The sequence below is a fragment of the Nocardioides sp. genome (assembly GCF_047602075.1).
Lineage (GTDB): Bacteria > Actinomycetota > Actinomycetes > Propionibacteriales > Nocardioidaceae > Nocardioides.
This window is the reverse complement of sequence record NZ_JASGIF010000002.1, coordinates 1353438-1373308: the sequence shown is the minus strand read 5'-3', so window position 1 is coordinate 1373308 and position 19871 is coordinate 1353438. Positions and strand designations below refer to the sequence as shown.

Below are 19871 nucleotides of genomic sequence, written 5' to 3'. Positions count from 1 at the left end.
TCAACTCCCGGCCAGCAACCCCCGGACCACCCGCAGACCTACCGACATCCGGGCCAGGTCGGCTTTGTCGTCGGCGCAGATCTCCTCGAGCGTCTCGGCCGCACGCTGGACCAGGATGCCGCGCTCCTCCTCCCAGTCGGCGATCCGCGCGGCGGCCGGCTCCGCGGCGGGGGTGCTGGTCAACGCCTGGGCGGTGAGCTGGGCGTGCACGGCGTACAAGTCGTCGCGAAGCGCCGCTCGGGCCATGGTCTGCCAGCGGTCGGCGCGAGGCAGCTCCAAGATCCGGGAGACCAGGGCCGGCAACCCGAGCCGCTCGCCGAGGGCAAAGTGCACCCGGCCCACGTCGGCCGGGTCCAGGTCCTCGCGAATGGCCGTCTCGACCACACTGAGCAGCATGTACGACGGGTGCAGGACGGCCACCTTCGTGGCCAGCTCCTCGGGCACCTGGGCGGCGACCAGCGCGTCTCGACGCGACTCGAACGCCTCCAGCTCCCGTCCGGTCATCAGCTCGGGCAGCTGGCCCATCACCCGCTGGACCGGGACGGTGAAGAACTCGGCGACCGCCTCGCTGTCCATGGGTGGGCGCCGGTTGTTCACCAGCCAGCGACTGGACCGCTCCACGAGCGTGCGCATCTCGACCCGCATCCGAGTCTGCACCGCAGCATCCAGCACGTTGTCGAACTGCTTGATCTCGTCGCGCATGGCCAGCGACCCGAAGATCTCTCGCGCCACGAAGTTGGCGTTGGTCAGCTCGGCGGCCGAGACCCCGGTCTCGCCGGAGAGCCGTGGCCAGAAGGTGATCCCGGCACCGTTGACGAGGTCGTTGACCACCTGGGTCACGATGATCTCCCGCTTCAGCGGATGGGTGAGCATCTGCTGGCGGTAGGTGTGCTGCATCTTGGTCGGGAAGTAGGCGAACAGATCGGAGTGCAAGAACGGGTCGTCGGGGAGATCGGAGTCGAGCAGCTCTTCGGCGAGCACGATCTTGGTCCACGACAACAGCACGCTGAGCTCGGGCACGGTGAGGCCCTCCCCTCGCTCCAGCCGCTGGTTGACCTCCTTGGTGCTCGGCAGCCCCTCCAGGACGCGGTTCAAGACTCCTTCTCGCTCCAGCTTGACCATCCAGTCCTGGTGGACGTGCAGCAGCGACGGCGCGTTGGCGGCGGCGTTGGCGAGGGCAAGGTTCTGCTCGTAGTTGTCGCGCAGGACCAGGCTGGCGACCTCGTCGGTCATCTCTGCGAGCAGCAGGTTGCGCTGCTTCTCGGTCAGGTCCCCTTCGGAGACGATGTTGTCGAGCAGGATCTTGATGTTCACCTCGTGGTCGGAGGTGTCGACCCCGGCGCTGTTGTCGATGAAGTCGGTGTTGATCCGACCACCGGCCAGGGCATACTCCACCCGGCCCAGCTGAGTCAGACCCAGGTTGCCGCCCTCGCCCACACACTTGGCGCGGACCTCGTTGCCGTTGATCCGGATCGCATCGTTGGCCTTGTCGCCGGCGTCGGAGTTCTGCTCGACGGAAGCCTTGACGTAGGTGCCGATGCCGCCGTTCCAGAGCAGGTCGACCGGCGCCCGCAGGATCGCCTTCATCAACTCGGCCGGCGTCATCTGCGACACCGACGGGTCGATTCCGAGCGCGTCGCGGACCTGGGTGGTCAGCTTGATCGACTTGGCCGCGCGGGAGTAGACCCCGCCACCCTCCGAGATCAGGGTCTGGTCGTAGTCCTGCCAGCTCGACCGGGGTAGCTCGAAGAGTCGCCGCCGCTCGGCGTACGACGTCGCGGCGTCGGGGTTGGGGTCCAAGAAGATGTCGCGGTGGTCGAAGGCCGCCACCAGCCGGGTGTGCTCGGAGCAGAGCATGCCGTTGCCGAAAACGTCGCCGGACATGTCGCCGATGCCGACGGCGGTGAAGTCCTCAGTCTGGCAGTCGATGCCGCGCTCGCGGAAGTGGCGCTGCACCGAGACCCAGGCACCGCGCGCGGTGATGCCCATCGCCTTGTGGTCGTAGCCCACCGAGCCGCCGGACGCGAAGGCGTCGCCGAGCCAGAAGCCGTAGTCCTTGGCCACTCCGTTGGCGATGTCGGAGAAGGTCGCGGTGCCCTTGTCGGCGGCGACGACCAGGTAGCTGTCGTCGCCGTCGTAGCGCACGACGTCTCGCGGCGGCACGGTCTGCTGGGCCACCAGGTTGTCGGTGATGTCGAGCAGGCCGCTGATGAAGGTCGTGTAGCAGGCGATGCCTTCGGCCAACCATGCGTCTCGGTCGCCGGGGTCGGGGAGCTGCTTGCAGAAGAAGCCGCCCTTGGCGCCGACCGGCACGATCACGGAGTTCTTGACCATCTGGGCCTTGACCAGGCCGAGCACCTCGGTGCGGAAGTCGTCGCGGCGGTCCGACCAGCGCAGGCCACCGCGAGCAACGGCGCCGAACCTGAGGTGGACGCCCTCCACCCGTGGGGAGTAGACGAAGACCTCGAACCGGGGCCGTGGCTCGGGCAGGTCGGGGATCACCTTCGGCTCGAGCTTGAAGCAGATGTAGGGGTGTGCCGCTCCGTCGTCAGCGGTCTGGAAGTAGTTCGTGCGCAGCGTGGCGGTGATGTGGGCCAGGTAGGAGCGCAGGATCCGGTCGTGGTCGAGGCTGGCGACGTCGTCGAGGGCGAGCCCGATGCTCTTCTGGAGCTTCTCGACCCGCTTGGTGCGCTCCTCCGCCTCGTGGTCCAGGCCGCCCTGACTCGGGTCGAACCTCGCCTCGAACAGCTGGACCAGCATCCGGCTGATGTCGACGTTGCTGCGCAGGGCCTCCTCGATGTAGTCGACCGCGAAGGGGCTGTTGCCCTGCTTCATGTACTTCGCGTAGGCCCGCAGCACGCTGGCCTGCCGCCAGGTGAGGCCGGCCGCGAGCACCAGGCTGTTGAACCCGTCTATCTCGTTCAGCCCGCCCCAGATGGCAGCCAGGGCGTCTTGGAAGAGCTGCCGGCGGGCGTCGGGGATCCCGCCGGCGCGGTGCAGCCCGAACTCGTAGACCACGCTCTGCCGAGGCAGGTTCTCCAGCTCGTAGGGTCGCTCGTCGACGACCTCCACGCCCATCGACGAGAGCATCGGCAGCACCTGGGACAGGGAGAGCGGTGAGCCGATCCGGTAGACCTTCAGCCGACCCTCTCCCCGCTCGGAGTCGATGGGCTCGTAGAGGCTGAGGTCGATTCCTTCGCCACCTGAGATCGCTTCGAGTCGACCGACGTCGACGGAGGCTGTCCGGGGCGGGAAGTCCTCCTTGTAGGCCTCGGGGAAGGCGTCCGAATAGGTGCGCGCGAGCCGGGAGGCGCGCTCCTCCCCGAAGTCGGCGTTGAGTGCCCCGAGCAGATCGTCGCGCCAGGACCGGGAGGCCTCCGCGAGCTTGCGCTCCAACTCGTCGAGGTCGAACTCGGGGATCAGCTCGCCGCGGCGCGGGCGCACCACGAAGTGCACCTGCGCGAGGTAGGACTCGTTCATCCGGATGGTGAACTCGACGGTCTCCGCACCGAGCTCGTCTCGCAGCAGGTTGGCCAGCCGCTCTCGGACCGCCGTGTTGTAGCGGTCGCGCGGCAGGTAGACCAGGCAGGAGACGTAGCGGCCATAGGTGTCGCGGCGGGTGAACAGACGCAGCTGCCGACGCTCGCGGGTGATCATCACCTGCTCCGCGATCGGCACCAGCTCCTCGATCGGGGTGTGGAAGAGCTCGTCTCGCGGATAGTTCTCGAGGACGTTGATGAGGGTCTTGCCCGCGTGGCTCTGCGGCTCCGTCTCGGTGCGGCGCAGCACTTCGTCGACCTTCTCGCGCAGCATCGGGATGCGCATCACCGACTCGGTGTAGGTGGCGGCGGAGAACAGGCCCAGGAAGCGCCGCTCGCCCACCACCGTGCCGTTCTCGTCGAAGCGCTTGACGCCGATGTAGTCCAGGTAGGCCGAGCGGTGCACGGTCGCCATGGAGTTCGCCTTGGCGAGCACCAGCACCTTGGCCTCTCGTGCCCGTGCCCGGACCATGGTGGGGAGAGCCGAGAAGGCCGCCGACTGCAACTGGTCACCGCGCAGGATGCCCAGACCCGAGCCCGGCAACGCGCGGAGGAGGAGATCCGGGCCGTCCTCGACGAGGTCGTACTCCCGGAACCCGAGGAACGCGAAGTGGTCGTCGGCGAGCCACCGCAGCAGCTCGACGCTCTGAATGAGCTCCTCAGCGGCGATGCCCACCGGTGGAGCCTCGACCAGCTCGTCCACGATGTCGAGGAGCCGGGTCTGCATGCGCGGCCAGTCCTCGACGGCGTCCCGCACGTCGCGGAGCACCCCCCGCAGGGCGTCCTCGATCGCCTGGCGATCATGCTCGTCGCTGACCCGGTCGATCTCGACGTGCATCCAGGACTCGGCCAGGATCTCCAGCCCGTCGACGACGCCGTGCTCGCCCGCATCGATCTCGGGGGCCGCCTCCCTGAGCTCCCCGGTGACGTCGCGGAGCACCTCCAGCACGGGGTGCACGACGAGGTGGACGGTGCGCTGCTGGGCCGCCAGCGCCATCGTCACCGAGTCGACCAGGAACGGCATGTCGTCGGTGACGATCTCGATCACCGAGTGGCCGCCTGCGGACCAGCCGTTCTCGGAGACGCTGGGCGTGAACACCCGGACCTGGGCGGTGCCCTGGGGTCGGTGTTCGGCCAGGCGATAGTGCGAGGCCACCGCACCGTAGAGATCGACGTCCGCGCGGTCACTCAGGTCGTCCGGCGCGACGCGATGGTAGTAGGCGCGTAGCAACTCCACGGCGCCCTCGGGCGGCGGCCCGCCCTTGCCCTTGCGATGGGCCGCGAGGTCCGCGGCCTTGCTCAGCAGATCAGAGAGTGGATCGTCCAGGCTCAGCGTCACCCTCAGACAGTAGGACGCCACGCTGGACGGAACAACCGAACCGCCGATCCCCCTCGGCACGGATCATCGCCAACCTGCCCCGAGTCGGTGATGATGGCGCCATGAAGTTCCACCACGAGGTGACCTATCCCGCTGCCCCCGATGCCGTCCACGCCATGCTTACCGACGCAGACTTCCGGGCTCGGGTCTGCGAGTTCCAACAGGTGCTGCGCCACACCATCCGGGTGGAGGAGTCCGTCGCCGGCTTGGTGGTGGACGTGCGCCAGGTCCAGTCGACCGAGCTCGCCCCGGCCGCCGCCCGCAGCCTGGTCGGCCCCGAGATCGAGATCGAGCAGCGAGAGACCTGGACCTCCACGGGCCTGGCGACCTTGCTCGTCACCATCCCCGGCAAGCCGGGCCGGATGGACGGTCGAATCTCGCTTCTCGAGCGCGGCCGCGACACCGTCGAGACGGTCACCGGCGACATCAAGGTGAGCGTCCCGCTGCTCGGCAGCAAACTGGAGGCGATGGTCGGCCAACTCTTCACCTGGGCGCTCGACGCCCGCGGCCGCTTCGCGCAGACGTGGTTGGACGGCTCCGGAGCACCGTGACCCAGCGGTCGGGTCAGCCCATGTGCGGGTAGCGGTAGTCCGTCGGCGCGACGAACGTCTCCTTGATCGAACGGGTCGACGTCCACCGCAGCAGGTTCTGCGGAGCACCGGCCTTGTCGTTGGTGCCTGAGGCCCGGGCGCCGCCGAACGGCTGCTGACCCACCACCGCGCCGGTGGGCTTGTCGTTGATGTAGAAGTTGCCGGCAGCGAACCGCAGCCGCTCGGTCGCCCAGTCGACGACCCGCCGGTCGCGGGCGATGATCGAGCCGGTCAGGGCGTACGACGCGAACCCCTCCATCTGGTCGACGGCCTTCTCGAAGTCGGCGTCGTCGAAGACGTGGATCGCCAGGACCGGTCCGAAGTACTCCGTCGAGAACATCTCGTCGGTCGGGTCGTCGGAGAGCACCACCGTGGGACGCACGAAGTAGCCCACCGAGTCGTCGTAGGTCCCACCGGCGGCGACGGTGAGCTTGCGACTGCGGCGGGCACGGTCGATCGCCGCCTTCTGGGTGGCGAAGGAGCGGTCGTCGATGACGGCCCCCATGAAGTTGCTCAGGTCGGTGACGTCGCCCATAGCCAGCTCATCGACCTCGGCCAGGAACCGCTCGCCCATCTTCTTCCAGACCGAGCGCGAGACGTAGGCGCGCGAGGCGGCCGAGCACTTCTGGCCCTGATACTCGAACGCGCCGCGGATGAGCGCCACCCGGAGCACGTCGGGATCAGCCGACTTGTGGGCGACCACGAAGTCCTTGCCTCCGGTCTCGCCGACCAACCGCGGATAGCTGCGGTACGACGCGATGTTGGCGCCCACCTGAGCCCAGAGCCGCTGGAAGAGCCCGGTCGACCCGGTGAAGTGGATGCCGGCCAGATCGGGGTGCTGGAGGGCCACCTCGGACACCTCGACGCCGTGACCGGGCAGCAGGTTGATCACGCCGGGCGGCAGGCCCGCCTCCTCGAGCAGCTCCATCAGGTAGTGCGCGGCCAGCATCTGGGTGGTCGACGGCTTCCAGATCACCGTGTTGCCCATCAGGGCGGGTGCGGTCGGGAGGTTGCCCGCGATCGCGGTGAAGTTGAAGGGGGTGATCGCGTAGACGAAGCCTTCCAGCGGCCGGTGGTCGGACCGGTTCCACACGCCGCGGGAGTTGGCGATCGGCTGCTCGGCCGCGATCTGCTTGGCGAAGTGCGCGTTGAAGCGCCAGAAGTCGATCAGCTCACAAGCGGAGTCGATCTCGGCCTGCCAGGCGGTCTTGGACTGGCCCAACATGGTCGCGGCGTTCAACTTGGCGCGCCACGGCCCGGCGAGCAGGTCGGCCGCCCGCAACAGCACGGCGGCACGCTCATCGAGGGGCAGCGCCCGCCACGCCGGTGCGGCTTCGGTCGCCGCCTTGATGGCGGCCTTCGCCTCCGGCTCTCCCGCACTGCGCAGCACACCGAGCACGTGCTGGTGGTCGTGTGGCTGGACGACCTGGATCTCCGCCCCCTTGCCGGCGACCTTGCGACCGCCGATGGTCGCTTTGAAGGCGTGCTGGATCTTCTCCAGTCGGGCCAACTCGGCAATCAAGGTCTCGCGTTCGGGGCTGCCGGGGGCGTAGTCGAGGTTGGGCTCGTTCACCGGGGTCGGGGTGTGGGTGATGGCATCCATATCGCGATGCTGTCAGACAGCCTTGTCGTCACTCAACGCTGCCCCCTGCGAGCGTGTGGCCGCCGCGGCGTCACGGTGTCCTTCAACTCCTCGAGTGCCTCGGCCAAGCAGGGACCGAGCAGGTCGATATCGGGGAGCAGATCCCGGTCGGCGGTGATCCCGTAGTGCACCGCTCCGTCGTACGACGTCACCCCGATCGCGAGGGCGTGATCGGGCAGCAGCGGCGGCACCGGATAGGTCTCGGTCATCCGAGCGCCGGCGGCGTAGAGCGGGAACTGCGGGCCCGGGACGTTGGTCACCGAGAGGTGGAAGCCGCGGCGCAGCTCGGCCGCCGCGACCCGCGACCCGAGTGCGTGGAAGGTGGTCGGCGCGAAGCCCGCGATCCCCGCGAGTCGGTTGGCCGCGACCGCACGGCCACCCGCTCTGTGCGCCTCGAAGGAGTAGGAGACCTGATGCAGTCGGACCAACGGGCTCGGCTCGCCGATGGGCAGGTCGACGAAGTGGCTGGCCACCTGGGCCCCGAGCGAGGTCGCCTCCATCTCGTCGTCGATCACCGACATCGGCACCACGGCCTTGAGTTGGCGGACACCGCCGAGGGATTCGCTGCGGGCCATCAGCCAGCCACGTAGTCCGCCGGTGATCGTCGCCAAGATGACGTCGTTGACCGTGCCGCCGTGGGCTTGGCGCACTGCGCGATAGTCGGCAAGGTCGGTCCGCAGGGCCACGAACCGACGCTGCTGGGACAGATGGCCGGTCACCGGCGAGTCCCAGGGCGAGCGTCGGTTCGACAGCAGGCTGATCACGTCCCCGGTGCGTTGGACGGTCGACGCCATCGAGCGACCGGCGCCCGCGAGCCGGCCGCGCACGTTGGAGGCCAGCACCCGTGGGTCGCGCACCGAGTCGTGGAGCGCGTCCAGCATCAGGTTCACCGAGCCGGGCCGCCGGCGCGGGGCCCAGTCGTCCTGGGCGACTCGCTTGGGATCGGGTGCGACGTCGAGCAACACCTGGCCGAGGTCCACGGTCTCCACCCCGTCGACCAGGATCTCGTGGGACTTCGACAACACCGCCACCCGGCCACCCTCGAGGCCCTCGACGAAGTAGACCTCCCACAGCGGTCTGCTGCGGTCGAGCGGACGCGAGACGATCCGCGCGACCAGCTCACGGAGCTGATCGAGGTTGCCCGGTCGTGGCAGCGCGGAGCGCCGGACGTGGTAGCCGAGCTCGAAGTCGGGGTCGTCCACCCAGACCGGGTTCGCCAGGTTGCCCGGCACGGGCTGGAGCCGCTGCCGATAGCGGGGCACGAACGCGATCCGGTCCGCGATCAGGTCGACCAGCTGTGCGTAGTCGAAACCCGAGCCCTCCGGGTCGAAGATCTCGACGGTGGCGTTGTGCAGGGGGGTGGTCGGCGCCTCCCAGGCCAGGAGCTTGAGGTCCCGCGCACGCAGCCGCTCGATCAACACCAGGGCTCCGTGCTCATGGACTCTCCTCACAACAAGGGCGGCGAGATCCGACCGTCAGAGATTCTGGCATGACGACGCTGCGGCACGGGGGAAGCGATCAGTGGTTCGCCTAGCCCCGGCGACCCCGACCCGCCGCGCGCCGCTTGATCCGGCGACCGTTCGCCGATGCCTGAGAGGGCGGCACCAGGTCGGTGACCAGGCGGCCGACGGCCTGGCGCAGCGGCGAGTCGCCCACCTCGACGATCGTGCGCCCGGACACCAGGGCACGATCCACGATCGGGTCGTCAGGGAAGAAGTAGACCTCGGCGACCCGGCCGAAGCCACGCACCATCGAGATGACATCCGCCTCGGACCAGCCCAGGCTGGCGCGCTGCCGGTTGACGACCACCCACACCGACCGCGGTCCAACCGACTCCCGCAGATCCACCAGACCTCGAGCCAGGCGGGAGAGTCCGACCGGGTCAGGCGCCCCGACCACCACCACCTGGTCGGCCGTGCCGAGCGCTGCCAAGGTGAGCCCGTTGCGAGAAGGCCGCCCCGCGAGCTCCGCGGAAGGATCGGGCTCCAGGCAGAAGCCGGTGTCGACGACCACCGGGCCGCGCGGACGCAGGGCCTCCAGCAGCGTCTCCAGGGCACCCGGTCGCATCTCGACCCACCGATCTGCCCGAGGGAGCCCGGTGACCACGGCCAGTCCACCGCCGACATCGCGCGGAACACCGGCCACCCGCTCGGCGAGGCTGCCGGTGGATGCCAGTCGAGCCGCCGCCAGCAGCCCCGAGACCTCGTCGAGAACACCCAGTTGCTGGGCCACGGCACCGCCGTAGGGGTCGGCGTCCACCAGGGTCGTCGCGCCCGTCCGATGAGCCACCTCCGCGGCGATCGCCGAGGCGATAGTGGTGCGACCCGGGGCCCCCTGGGCTCCCCAGACCGTGATCACCGGACCATCTTCGGCTCCCCCGGTCTCTGCCAGGTCATCGGCCGCGATGGATCGTGGCGGATCCGGATCGTCGTCGAGGAGCACTGCGGGAAGGTGGGCCAGGGCGTCGGTCTCGACGATGGCTTGGATGCCGATCCGGTTGGCGTGGGCTCGGCCTTGGTCTCCGGCAGGTCCGGGGTCGACGACACCGATCGGACGAACCTGCTGCCGACGTAGTTGGTCGACACTGGTGGCATCCAGGCCGGGCGCGTCCACCGAGATCACCGCGGCATCCGCCTGTCCCGCGGCAGCGGAGGCGAGCAGGTCGTCGATATCGACACAGCGTTTGAGGACGGCCAGGTCTCGGTGCCCGGCAACGGAGCCCAGCACCGCTGCCTCCCAGGAGGCGCCCGCAGCGACCACCAGCACGCAGATCATGGCCGGCTCAGTCCCGGCCGATGACGGTGATCCCGGCGTCGCCAGCCGCCGCCAGCACTCGGCCCAGCGCCTTCTCCTGGATCGGATCCACGCCGAGCACGAGTTGACGATCGCCGGTCGCGCCGAACCCGTCGGCGGAGGCGGGAGCCGCCAGGATCACGACGTCACGCAGGACCGGCCGAGCGACGACCCGGCCACTCCGGCTCTCGGCGGTCACCCACACGTCCACTCGCGAACCGGCATCCAAGCCGGGCGGTACGCCGAGAGCAGGCAGCGCCAGCGGCACCGTGAGCAGCGGGTCCCCGTCGTCTGCGCCCAACGCGCTGAGAGGCACCAGCTCACCCGCGCCCAGCGCGCGGATCAGATGCATGTCGCCCGGGAACTCGTGGCTGACACCGAGATAGCGGTCCAGGTCGGCGTCGGAGTCGAACCGCACCCGGACGGCGGTGAGGTCGGCCTCGGTCAAGGTGTCACCGGGTGCGTGGTCGGCGGTGACCGCCCACACGGGGACGGTGTCGTCGGCCCGCGCGAGCAACCTGGCTCCGGCGAGCACTGAGACGGCCACGATCGCGACGCCGAGCCAGAGCCGCGGGTCGCGCCAACCCGGCCGTCGAGGGCGCACCGCCGGCGTCGGTGCCGGAGTCCCGAGAGTGGACGTCATCGGGTCATCATGCGGCAAACCGGCGCGAATGGGCACCCCGTTCTCCACAGCGGACGTTTCGGGGTCCCATTACTTCACCCTGGGTGTCACCATGGAGGACATGGACCACCAGGACGCACAACCCCGCTTCCTCACGCTCTCAGACGTTGCGGAGATCTTGAACACCTCGGGTGCCCAGGTCTACGCCTTGGTCCGTCGCGGTGACCTGCCCGCCATCAAGATCGGTGGCCGTGGTCAATGGCGGGTCGAGTCGAGCGAGCTGGAGACCTATATCGAGCGGATGTATGCCGAGACCAAGACGTTCGTCAAACAGCACCCCTATGTCGAGTCGGAGACCGGCACCGAGGTCAACTGAAACTTCGCGGCCCCGAGGCGCCACCGTGGTCGGGGTTTGCCGGTCGGGTCGCTGGTCGCCTTGGGTTGCGACCGACAGGGCAACGACGACGGGTGAGCGTTGCTGTTGGCTGGGGTTGCTGGCCGGGTCGCTGGTCGTCCGGCTTGCTGCGCGGTGGGCCGTCTGCCGCGGTCTTCTTGCGTCTGCCGCGGTCTTGTAGTGGCAAAGTGCCCCGAATACCGGGTCCTCAGCCACCATAGGACCGCGGGAGTTGGGTCCGGGCCACCACAGCACCGCGGCAGACGGACCGACGGCGACGTGGCAGATCAGCCGACCTTGGCGTCCAAGGTGACCTCGACGGCCCGCTGGACACTGCCGCGCTGGATGGTCAGTTTCACGGTGTCGCCCGGGAGGTGACTGCGGATCGCCACGATCAAGGCGATGCCGTCGCCGACCCGGACCCCGTCGATCGCGGTGACCACGTCGTCGGGCTTCAGACCAGCCGCCGACGCTGGGGTGTCGGCGGGCACCTCGTCGATGACGGCACCCCGGCCATCGCTCGCCCCCGTCTTCACGGTGGCGCCGATGACCGGATAGCTCGCTTCGCCGTCGGCCAGGATCTGCCGCGTGGTCACCCGCACCTGCTCGATCGGGATGGCGAAGCCAACCCCGATGTTGCCCGCCTGACCGGTCGATGCCCCGGTGGTCGCGATCGCCGAGTTGACCCCGACCACCTGACCGCGCAGGTTGACCAGCGGCCCACCGGAGTTGCCCGGGTTGATGGCCGCGTCGGTCTGGACGGCGTTGATATAGCTGGTCTCGTCCGCCGAATCGCCCGTGGTCACCGGTCGATTCACCGCGCTGACGATGCCCGCCGTCACAGTGGAGGTGAGGCCGAGTGGCGACCCGATCGCGACGACCTCGTCGCCGACGAGCAGCGCCGAGGAGGACCCCAGCGCTGCCGGGCGGAGCCCGCGGGCCTCGGAGACATGCAACACCGCCAGGTCATAGACGGGGCTACGGCCGACCAGCTCGGCCGTGTGCTGGTTGCCCGACTCGTCGACGACCACGATCGGCTCGTCATCGGCCGCGGAGCCCGCGACGACGTGGTTGTTGGTCACGACGTGGCCCTTGCGGTCCAGCACGAAACCGGAGCCGCTGACGGCGCCGTCCTCGCCCTGATAGCTCGCGATCACCTGAACGGTGCTGGGCAGGACGCGCTTGGCCACGGCGCTGACCGAGGTGTTCCCCTTCGGCAGCGGCGCCCGCTCTTCGGCGATGTCGGTGCTGCTCGCCGCGTCGGGCGTTCGGTCGCCGTCAGTGGCGAGGTTGTACGCCGCGCTGCCGAGCGCTCCGCCCAGCAGCCCGACAGCCAGCGCCAGACCGGTCACCGCAGGCCACAGCCACCCCGGACTCTTGCCCGTCGAACCAGTCGGCGCCGCCCAGGGCTGGCCGTAAGGCCCGGGCGCCGGCGGGCCGGCGCGATGCCCAGGCGCGGAGTAGGCCGGCAGCGGGTGGGTCGGCGGTCCGGGTGGATACGGCTGCGCCGGGTAGGGCTGAGCTGGGTGCGGCTGGACCGGCTGCTGCTGAGCTGCGGGCGGCTGAACCCGATGCGGCTGGACCGGGTGCGACGGGGGTGGTCCCGCGAGGGGTCGCTGAGGCTGACCCAGGGAATGACCCAGGGGCTGGGTCGGGTCCTCGGCAAGATGCCGCGGGCGGGTGCCTTCGGGCGTGCCGCCAGCAGCCTCGGCTGGGTCTCCGGAGGGTTCGCGGGGGTCGGTCACCACACCATTGTGTCGTGTGGACGAACGCCGTGGGCGACTTCTCGGCGCTCTCGCTGCAGGATGCCGTCACCGGTGCTCGACACCGGGCTGCTCGGCCGCGTGCTGACGCCGGGCGAGCGGACCTCCATCGTGGGCGAGGAGCCCGGCACGCCGACGAAGGCAACCATGCCGACCAGGGCGGCCCCGAGCGCGCCACCTCCGAGAGCGGCTAGCGCCGGTCGCACGCGAGGACGCTCGCTCTCCAGAAATCCACCGGTGGCGACGGTGCCGAGCGCCGAGGCGTCGAGCAGGGACCCCTTCAGGTCGTCGGGCGCGGTGCCCTGGCCGAACGAGAGGCCCGCGAGCCTGGTCTTCACCCAACCCTCACGCTCGACCAGGTCCCGACACTGATGGCAGGTCATCACATGGTGCCAGGCCCGGTCCTCGTCCTCCGAGGTGAGCTGTCCGTCGAGAAGCTGGCTCACCCGCGCACCGAGATGACCGATCACGAGCGGGACTCCTGCGCCGGAACGGCCTGGGGGCCGGCGTACCGCTGCCGTCCTGCGGTCGGTGCGCGGTGCGCCAGCGCGGCGCGCAACTGGGCACGGCCACGGTGGATGCGAGACCGGACCGTGCCCAGTTTGGCGCCGAGAATGTCGGCGATCTCCTCGTAAGTCAGGCCCTCGACGTCGCACAGGACGACGGCGGCGCGGAACTCCGGCGGCAGAGCGGCCAACGCCTGCGCCACGTCGTCGTCGAAAGTGGTGTCCACGAGCGCGGCGTCAGGGCTCGGCGCTCGACTCGCGAGCCGGCTGGCTCGCTCGTCGGAGAGCGCGTCGAACCGGATCCGCTGGCGCCGGCGGGCCTGGTCGAGGAAGAGGTTGGTGGTGATCCGATGCAGCCAGCCTTCGAAGGTGCCCGGGGTGTAGGTGTCCAGGCTCCGGAACACCCGGACGAAGACCTCCTGGGTGAGGTCCTCGGCATCGTGCCTGTTGCCAGTCAGGCGGTAGGCGAGGCGGTAGACCCGATCGGAGTGCAGCTCGACGATCTCTTGCCAGGACGGGACCCCGACCTGCCCCACGGCGCTTTCGGCGTCTGGGCCTTCCCTCACGGGGATCTCCTTTGCGCGCTGACGCACCATCCGACTAAACAAGACCGTCCTCACGCTAAGAAGTTGGGCTGAGAGGATGCTGTGAACAACCCCCGGCATTTGCTGGGAACCTCGTGAGGAGAACGATCCTGTGCGCTCCGGTGTTCCCGGCAGCCACCACGGTAGGGTCGAGACAGCCGTCACGCCCGCGAGCGGCTCGATCCAGGGAGGCCGCCATCACTACACCGATCGCAGCGACGAGCTGGACCTACGCCGAGCAGTTCGTGCCCGAGGACGAGGTCCTCGCAGCGGCTCGGACGCGTGCCGAAGAGGTCGGCGTGGTGCCGATCGGCGCCGGCGCCGGCGCGATGCTGCAGTTCCTCGCGGCAGCGCTGGATGCCCGCGCCGTCGTCGAGATCGGCAGCGGGACCGGCGTCTCCGGGGTTTGGCTACTGCGCGGGATGCGCTCGGACGGTGTGCTCACCACGGTGGACATCGAGGCCGAGCACCAGTTGCTGGCCCGGCAGTCCTACACCGAGGCCGGCTTCGCCACGCAACGAGTGCGCACCATCGCGGGGGCCGCGCTCGAGGTGCTTCCCCGGCTGACCGACGGCCACTACGACCTGGTCTTCTGTGACGGCGACAAGCGGGAGTACGCCGCCTACCTGCGCGAGGCCCTGCGCCTGCTCCGTCCTGGCGGCGTGGTGGCCTTCGACAACGCGCTGTGGCACGACCGAGTCGCCGACCCCGCCGTCCGCGACGTGCAGACCACCACTATCCGAGACCTCGGACACACCGTCCGCGACCACGAAGGCCTGGTGCCGGTCCTGCTGCCGGTCGGTGACGGGCTGCTGGTGGCGAAGAAGGAGTGGTCGCCGGAGGCCAGCGACTGACCCACCCCTGGCCGGTCCGACTGTTCGGTCAGACGCCGTCGAGCGGGTCGGGGTGGCCCAGCCAGGCGAGCAGGGCGCGCACGGAGTAGCCGGTCGGCCCTTCGGTCCACTCGAAGCTGTCGCTCGGTGAGTCGCCGACCGACGCCACGTCCAGATGTGCCCACGGCACCGAGCCCACGAAGTGCCGGAGGAACAGCGCTGCGGTGATGGCCCCCGGCCCGCCGGGTGCGTTGTCGGCGTCGGCGACCTTCGAGGCGAGCTTCTCTTCGTACTGCTCGGCGAGCGGGAAGCGCCACAGTGGCTCACCCGACTCCTCGCCGGCCCGCTCCAGGGCCGCGGCGAGGGCGTCGTTGTTGGCGAAGAAGCCGGCCATCCGCTGGCCGAGGGCGACCTTCATCGCGCCGGTCAGGGTGGCCACGTCGACGATCGCGGCAGGCTTGACCTGGTCGACGGCGTAGGCGAGCGCGTCGGCCATCACGAGGCGGCCCTCGGCATCGGTGTTGGTCACCTCGCTGGTGCGACCGCCGTAGTGCCGCACCACGTCGCCGGGCCGCAGCGCGTTGCCGGAGACGGCATTCTCCGCGGCTGCCACCAGGCCGACCACGCGAACCGGACAGCGGACGGCGCTGAGGGCGTCCATGACCGAGAAGACCACGGCGCCGCCGGTCATGTCCCGCTTCATCGTGGCCATCGATTCGGCGGGCTTGATGGAGAGGCCGCCGGAGTCGAAGGTGATGCCCTTGCCGACCAGCACGACCGTGGCCGTGCGTCGCCCCGCGCTCGCAGGCGCGTAGTCGAGGCGGATCAGGCGTGGCGGCGTCGCCGAGGCCTGGCCCACTCCGAGCAGGCCACCCATGCCGAGCTCGGCGAGCTCTTGCTCGTCCCAGACCCGCATCTCCAGGCCAGCCTGTTCGGCGATCTCGGTGGCACGCTCCACCAGCCAGGCCGGGTTCTTCAGGTTCGACGGCACCGTCGCGAGGGTGCGCGAACGCCAGCCGGCGCCACCGACGGCGATCGCTCGGAACAGGTCCGGCGTGCGCTCACCCGCATCCTCGAGACCGGCGAGGACGACCCGCTGGACCGGCTGGTGACGCGGTCCGCCGGAGCGCCAATGGAACTCGAAGGAGCCCAACATGAGCCCCACGACGAACGCCTCCAACCCGTCAGTCGGAGCGACGGCAGGGATCGAGGTCGCGAGGCTGTCGGTGTCTCGGCAGGCGCGGGCAAGCGTGGCTCCCGCGCGGCGGAGGTCGACCAGCCGCGCCTCGCCGATGCCAACGAGGTGGACCGTCAGCAGCCCGCCGTCACGGCTCACCGGAACCGACGCGATCTCACCCACCGCTCCGGTCGCACGGTTGGCCTCAAGAACCGCCATCAGGTCGAGGCCCACCTCGGCACCGAGTGCGTCGGCATCCGCGGGCAACAGGGGAGCATCCGTCCCCGGCTGGACGGCGTACGCAACAGCGTCGACGCCTTGTAGGGCTGCCGCGGGCAGCCCGCTGAGCGCGAACTCCGGAGGACTGACCTGAGCTGGAAGGGTGGCCGGAACCGATGTCACCGCGTCAGCCGACGACGGCCTTGAGCGCGTCACCCAGCGAGCCCGCCTCCTCGGCGTTCAACTCGACCACGAGGCGACCGCCGCCTTCGAGAGGCACCCGCATGACGATGCCGCGCCCTTCCTTGGTGACCTCCAGGGGTCCGTCACCGGTACGAGGCTTCATCGCCGCCATCCGCACACCTCTTCCTGTCCTTGCTGCAGGTCGCGGCGTTCCCGGGCCGCCCCGACTTCTGTTGTCCGGGACCCATTATTCCTCACCGCCCGCGCGATGCGCCCAGGACCCGGATCAGCTGCTTCGGCGCACGCTGCCGCATGCGGGCGCGGGCGGGGTGGGCGTTGTACTCCACGGTCAGCGCACTGCCCTTGAACCGGTGGTTGTACCAACCGGTCATGGTGCCGTGGCAGACACCGCCGCAGTCGAACGACGTGGCGGGCAGGTGCAGCGCTCGGGCCAGCCGGCGGGCGAACGCGGGTCGCTTGGTGTCGGTGTCCACGCCGTACAACGGCTGGTGGAAGCTGATGATCTGACTGGGCCGGACCTTGCGGAGGAACCTCATCACCGCGCGTGTCTCCGGCTCCGAGGCGGGCTTTCGACCGGAGTTGTAGGTCCCGCGCAGCTTCACCCAGCGGTAGGGGAAGTTGCGATTGAGGTCCACGCCGCGCGCGTTCTGCCGGGTGTGGCGTGCGACGCCGTCGGGGTTGTACGTCGGAACCACCCACAGGTCGATGCCATGCACCGGCGGGCCGTCGGCCAGCGAGTGCAGGATCTTGCTGGGCGCGGTCTCGTTGCCGTGCATGGCGGCGAACATCACGATCACCCGCTTGCCCGGCTCCCCGAGCCGCAGCGCCACGATCGGTCGCTTCTTCACCGAGTGCCCGATCACCTTGCGCTGGATCACGGCGTCGTGGGCCAGACTCTGCGACACCGCAGGCGTGGTGGCAGTGAGCAGACTCAGCGTCACTGCCAAAGCCAGCGCCCAGACCGCAGAGCGCTGTCTCATCGTGGCGCCGGCTCGCCGCCCGATCACAGCGTGTTGAGCATGTAGGAGATGGTGAAGAAGGCGACCGCGAGGAACATCCCGACATGGGCAAGCACCGAGAGACCGGGCCCGTCACTCCAACTGTCCTCGGTCGCCGCCGAGGCGTGCCGACCCCGGCTCGGCAGCCAGCGAAGCAGGATCATCAGCCCGAGCACCGACAAGATCCACAGGCAGGCCAGTGCCACGATGCCGACCAGCTCCCGGTCCACGCCAAGGGTGGTGTCGTGACCGTGGGTCAGCAGGTAGGCCAGCCAGGAGACCAGTCCCAGCACCCCGGAGACGGTGTGCCCGAGGACCACGCCCCGAGGCACCTGGTGGACACCGGCAGCACCCTCGCGGCGCATCCGGATGCGGGTCAGGACGACGACGAGCGCGCCGAGCGCCACCAGGACATAGGCGATCAGGCGGGGGGACACAGGCGGAAGTCTGCCCTAGTCGTTCCGCAGGCTGCCATCGGTGGTCGCGGAGTCGGGCTCCATTTCGCGGGCCAGTCGGTCGAGCAGCTCGTCGACCTCCGACATCCGATAGCCGCGGAAGGCGAGTGAGAAACGGACCCGGCGCAGGTCCTCGGCCCGAATCGCTCCGGAGGCGGGCACCAGCGCGTCCGGGCGGTCGCCGTACTCCTCCGCGAGCGGATCGCCCCTGCCTGCCGCGAGCAGGGCAACGCCACCCATCGCCAGCACGATCAACACAGCGAAGAGCCAGATCATTGGTCCTCCCCCTCTCGTCGGTGGTGCGCCTCGACCATCAGCCGCACCGCCTCGTCCACGTCGTCGGTGATGCTGATCAGATCCAGGTCGGTCGCCGAGATGTTGCCGGCCGCCAGCGCGGTGTCTCGCAGCCAGCCGACCAGACCGCCCCAGTAGGCGCTGCCCAGCAGCACCACCGGGAAGCTGGTCACCTTCTGGGTCTGCACCAGAGTCAACGCCTCGAACAGCTCGTCGAGGGTGCCGAGCCCGCCGGGCAGGACGATGAACCCTTGGGCGTATTTGACGAACATCGTCTTGCGAGCAAAGAAGTAGCGGAAGTTGATGCCGATGTCGACCCACTGGTTCAGCCCGGACTCGAACGGCAGCTCGATGCCGAGGCCGACGCTCACACCGCCTGCCTGTGAGGCGCCCTTGTTGGCGGCCTCCATCCCGCCCGGGCCACCGCCGGTGATCACCGCGAACCCGGCCTCGACGAGCTTGCGGCCGGCCTCCTCGCCCAGCGCGTAGTCCAGGGTGCCGGGCCGCAACCGGGCCGATCCGAACACACCGATCGCAGGCCCGAGCTCCGCTAGCGCGCCGAACCCCTCGATGAACTCGGCCTGGATCCGCAGCACCCGCCACGGATCGGTGTGCACCCAGTCTCCGGTGCCCTTGGAGTCCAGCAGCCGCTGATCGGCCGTGCCGTCCTCGACCTGATCCCGACGCATCAACACCGGTCCCTTGTAGGTCGGCTCTTCCGCTCCAGGGGTGTTCATCGGGGGTCCCCGAGCCAGGCGGCGAGCCGGGCTTCGCAACTGCGGATCTGGTCGACGGGCACGTGCTCCTCCTGCTTGTGCGCAAGCATCGGATCACCGGGGCCGAAGTTGACCGCCGGGACGCCGAGGCTGCTGAACCGAGCCACGTCGGTCCAGCCGAACTTCGGGTTCACCTGCCCGCCGACCGCCTCGACGAAGGCGCGCGCGGCTGGCACCGCCAGTCCGGGGAGGGCTCCGGGCGCAGTGTCGGTGACCTGGACGTCGTACCCCTCGAACAGCTCGCGGAGGTAGGCCTCGGCCTCGGCTTCGCTGCGATCGGGGGCGAAGCGGTAGTTGATGACGACCACGCATTCGTCGGGGATGACGTTGCCGGCCACGCCGCCACGGATGCCGACCGCGTTGAGACCCTCGTAATAGTCGAGCCCGTCGATCTCCGGGCGTCGCGGCTGGTAGGCCCGCAAGCGGTCGAGAACCTCGCCGGCCTGATGGATCGCGTTGCGACCCATCCAGGATCGAGCCGAGTGGGCCCGCTCCCCCGCGCTGCGGACCTCGACGCGCATCGTGCCCTGGCAACCGGCCTCGACCACGGCGTTGGAGGGCTCCATCAAGATGGCGAAGTCGGCCCGCATCAGCTCGGGGTCGCTCTCGGCAAGCTTGCGCAGGCCGTTGTGCTCGGACTCGATCTCCTCGCCGTCATAGAGGACAAAGGTGACATCTCTGGTGGGCTCGGGCACGGTCGCTGCCAACTTGAGGATGACCGCGTCGCCACCCTTCATGTCACAAGAGCCGAGACCGTAGAGGAGGTCGCCCTCCATCCGCGACGGCAGGTTGTCGTTGAGCGGCACCGTGTCGAGGTGACCGGCGATGACCACCCGCTCGGGTCGATCCAGCGCGGTCCGTGCCACCACCGTGTTGCCGCGCCGGGCCACCTCGAGGTGAGTGCACGGCGCCAGCGCGTCGGCCACCGCATCGGCGATCTCCGTCTCGTCGTGACTCACCGACTCGATGTCGACAAGCTGCCGAGTCAGCGCCACCACGTCGGAGTTCAGGTCCAGTTGCACGGGCCCATCCAACCAGGCTCGCGGATGGATCGGACTCAGAGGTTCCGCCGGGAGGGGCTGTCGAGTCGGGCGTCGTCCCAGT

At 69.5% G+C, this 19871-nt stretch carries 18 protein-coding genes; 3 read left to right on the top strand and 15 right to left on the bottom strand.

Annotated features, from left to right (window positions below; all coding sequences use genetic code 11):
* Positions 1–4878, bottom strand: coding sequence for an NAD-glutamate dehydrogenase (locus tag QM714_RS19260; protein ID WP_415102949.1), 4878 nt, complete (start codon positions 4876–4878; stop codon positions 1–3).
* A 101-nt stretch (positions 4879–4979) separates the two neighbouring features.
* Between QM714_RS19260 and QM714_RS19255 the strand changes: the two genes are divergently transcribed.
* Positions 4980–5468, top strand: a complete 489-nt coding sequence (locus QM714_RS19255) for a DUF2505 domain-containing protein (protein WP_415102948.1) — start codon at positions 4980–4982, stop codon at positions 5466–5468.
* A gap of 13 nt (positions 5469–5481) precedes the next feature.
* Here QM714_RS19255 and pruA read toward each other — a convergent pair whose 3' ends face one another.
* From pruA to QM714_RS19235, 4 genes are all read right to left on the bottom strand, one after another.
* A complete protein-coding gene (pruA, locus tag QM714_RS19250; RefSeq protein WP_415102947.1) occupies positions 5482–7110 on the bottom strand; it encodes an L-glutamate gamma-semialdehyde dehydrogenase in 1629 nt (542 codons plus the stop codon).
* 32 nt (positions 7111–7142) lie between these two features.
* Positions 7143–8570, bottom strand: a complete 1428-nt coding sequence (locus tag QM714_RS19245; protein WP_415102946.1) for a WS/DGAT/MGAT family O-acyltransferase — start codon at positions 8568–8570, stop codon at positions 7143–7145.
* Positions 8571–8679: 109 nt separating this feature from the next.
* Positions 8680–9924: an AAA family ATPase gene (locus QM714_RS19240; protein ID WP_415102945.1), complete on the bottom strand. Its 1245-nt coding sequence runs from the start codon at positions 9922–9924 to the stop codon at positions 8680–8682.
* A gap of 7 nt (positions 9925–9931) precedes the next feature.
* A complete protein-coding gene (locus QM714_RS19235; RefSeq protein WP_415102944.1) occupies positions 9932–10585 on the bottom strand; it encodes a hypothetical protein in 654 nt (217 codons plus the stop codon).
* A 91-nt stretch (positions 10586–10676) separates the two neighbouring features.
* Here QM714_RS19235 and QM714_RS19230 point away from each other — a divergent pair, with 91 nt between their 5' ends.
* Positions 10677–10940 (top strand): helix-turn-helix transcriptional regulator, encoded by a 264-nt coding sequence (locus tag QM714_RS19230; RefSeq protein WP_415102943.1) that lies wholly within the window; start codon positions 10677–10679, stop codon positions 10938–10940.
* Positions 10941–11245: 305 nt separating this feature from the next.
* Here the strand turns inward: QM714_RS19230 and QM714_RS19225 are convergent, their stop codons facing one another.
* The 3 genes from QM714_RS19225 to sigE form a co-directional block, all read right to left on the bottom strand.
* The gene (locus QM714_RS19225; protein ID WP_415102942.1) at positions 11246–12310 is read right to left on the bottom strand and encodes a S1C family serine protease; all 1065 of its coding nucleotides are present in this window, start codon (positions 12308–12310) and stop codon (positions 11246–11248) included.
* Positions 12311–12699: 389 nt separating this feature from the next.
* Positions 12700–13191 carry a hypothetical protein gene (locus tag QM714_RS19220; protein WP_415102941.1) on the bottom strand — a complete coding sequence of 164 codons (492 nt, stop codon included), beginning with the start codon at positions 13189–13191 and terminating at the stop codon, positions 12700–12702.
* Positions 13188–13793, bottom strand: a complete 606-nt coding sequence (sigE, locus tag QM714_RS19215; RefSeq protein ID WP_415102940.1) for an RNA polymerase sigma factor SigE — start codon at positions 13791–13793, stop codon at positions 13188–13190. The genes QM714_RS19220 and sigE overlap by 4 nt, the downstream gene beginning before the upstream one ends.
* Before the next feature lie 263 nt (positions 13794–14056).
* Between sigE and QM714_RS19210 the strand changes: the two genes are divergently transcribed.
* Positions 14057–14665 carry an O-methyltransferase gene (locus QM714_RS19210; protein ID WP_415102939.1) on the top strand — a complete coding sequence of 203 codons (609 nt, stop codon included), beginning with the start codon at positions 14057–14059 and terminating at the stop codon, positions 14663–14665.
* Positions 14666–14693: 28 nt separating this feature from the next.
* Here QM714_RS19210 and QM714_RS19205 read toward each other — a convergent pair whose 3' ends face one another.
* From QM714_RS19205 to dapE, 7 genes are all read right to left on the bottom strand, one after another.
* Positions 14694–16223: a leucyl aminopeptidase family protein gene (locus QM714_RS19205; protein WP_415102938.1), complete on the bottom strand. Its 1530-nt coding sequence runs from the start codon at positions 16221–16223 to the stop codon at positions 14694–14696.
* 4 nt (positions 16224–16227) lie between these two features.
* Complete coding sequence (locus QM714_RS19200; RefSeq protein ID WP_182540000.1) at positions 16228–16395, bottom strand: DUF3117 domain-containing protein; 168 nt, start codon at positions 16393–16395, stop codon at positions 16228–16230.
* Positions 16396–16477: 82 nt separating this feature from the next.
* A complete protein-coding gene (locus QM714_RS19195) occupies positions 16478–17224 on the bottom strand; it encodes a M14 family zinc carboxypeptidase (protein ID WP_415102937.1) in 747 nt (248 codons plus the stop codon).
* A gap of 23 nt (positions 17225–17247) precedes the next feature.
* Positions 17248–17679, bottom strand: coding sequence for a hypothetical protein (locus tag QM714_RS19190; protein WP_415102936.1), 432 nt, complete (start codon positions 17677–17679; stop codon positions 17248–17250).
* A gap of 15 nt (positions 17680–17694) precedes the next feature.
* Complete coding sequence (locus tag QM714_RS19185; protein ID WP_415102935.1) at positions 17695–17973, bottom strand: DivIVA domain-containing protein; 279 nt, start codon at positions 17971–17973, stop codon at positions 17695–17697.
* A complete protein-coding gene (locus QM714_RS19180; protein WP_415102934.1) occupies positions 17970–18728 on the bottom strand; it encodes a TIGR00730 family Rossman fold protein in 759 nt (252 codons plus the stop codon). Before QM714_RS19180 ends, QM714_RS19185 begins: the two co-directional genes overlap by 4 nt.
* The gene (dapE, locus tag QM714_RS19175; RefSeq protein ID WP_415102933.1) at positions 18725–19789 is read right to left on the bottom strand and encodes a succinyl-diaminopimelate desuccinylase; all 1065 of its coding nucleotides are present in this window, start codon (positions 19787–19789) and stop codon (positions 18725–18727) included. The genes QM714_RS19180 and dapE overlap by 4 nt, the downstream gene beginning before the upstream one ends.
* Positions 19790–19871: the final 82 nt, after the last annotated feature.

What these genes read in the sequence shown, in the direction of transcription:
- QM714_RS19255 (WP_415102948.1), top strand. Translation starts at nt 4,980, where the DNA reads ATGAAGTTCCACCACGAGGTGACCTATCCCGCTGCCCCCGATGCCGTC.
- QM714_RS19230 (WP_415102943.1), top strand. Translation starts at nt 10,677, where the DNA reads ATGGAGGACATGGACCACCAGGACGCACAACCCCGCTTCCTCACGCTC.
- pruA (WP_415102947.1), bottom strand. Translation starts at nt 7,110, where the DNA reads ATGGATGCCATCACCCACACCCCGACCCCGGTGAACGAGCCCAACCTC.
- QM714_RS19195 (WP_415102937.1), bottom strand. Translation starts at nt 17,224, where the DNA reads ATGAGACAGCGCTCTGCGGTCTGGGCGCTGGCTTTGGCAGTGACGCTG.
- QM714_RS19200 (WP_182540000.1), bottom strand. Translation starts at nt 16,395, where the DNA reads ATGGCGGCGATGAAGCCTCGTACCGGTGACGGACCCCTGGAGGTCACC.
- QM714_RS19185 (WP_415102935.1), bottom strand. Translation starts at nt 17,973, where the DNA reads ATGATCTGGCTCTTCGCTGTGTTGATCGTGCTGGCGATGGGTGGCGTT.
- QM714_RS19240 (WP_415102945.1), bottom strand. Translation starts at nt 9,924, where the DNA reads ATGATCTGCGTGCTGGTGGTCGCTGCGGGCGCCTCCTGGGAGGCAGCG.
- QM714_RS19180 (WP_415102934.1), bottom strand. Translation starts at nt 18,728, where the DNA reads ATGAACACCCCTGGAGCGGAAGAGCCGACCTACAAGGGACCGGTGTTG.
- QM714_RS19235 (WP_415102944.1), bottom strand. Translation starts at nt 10,585, where the DNA reads ATGACGTCCACTCTCGGGACTCCGGCACCGACGCCGGCGGTGCGCCCT.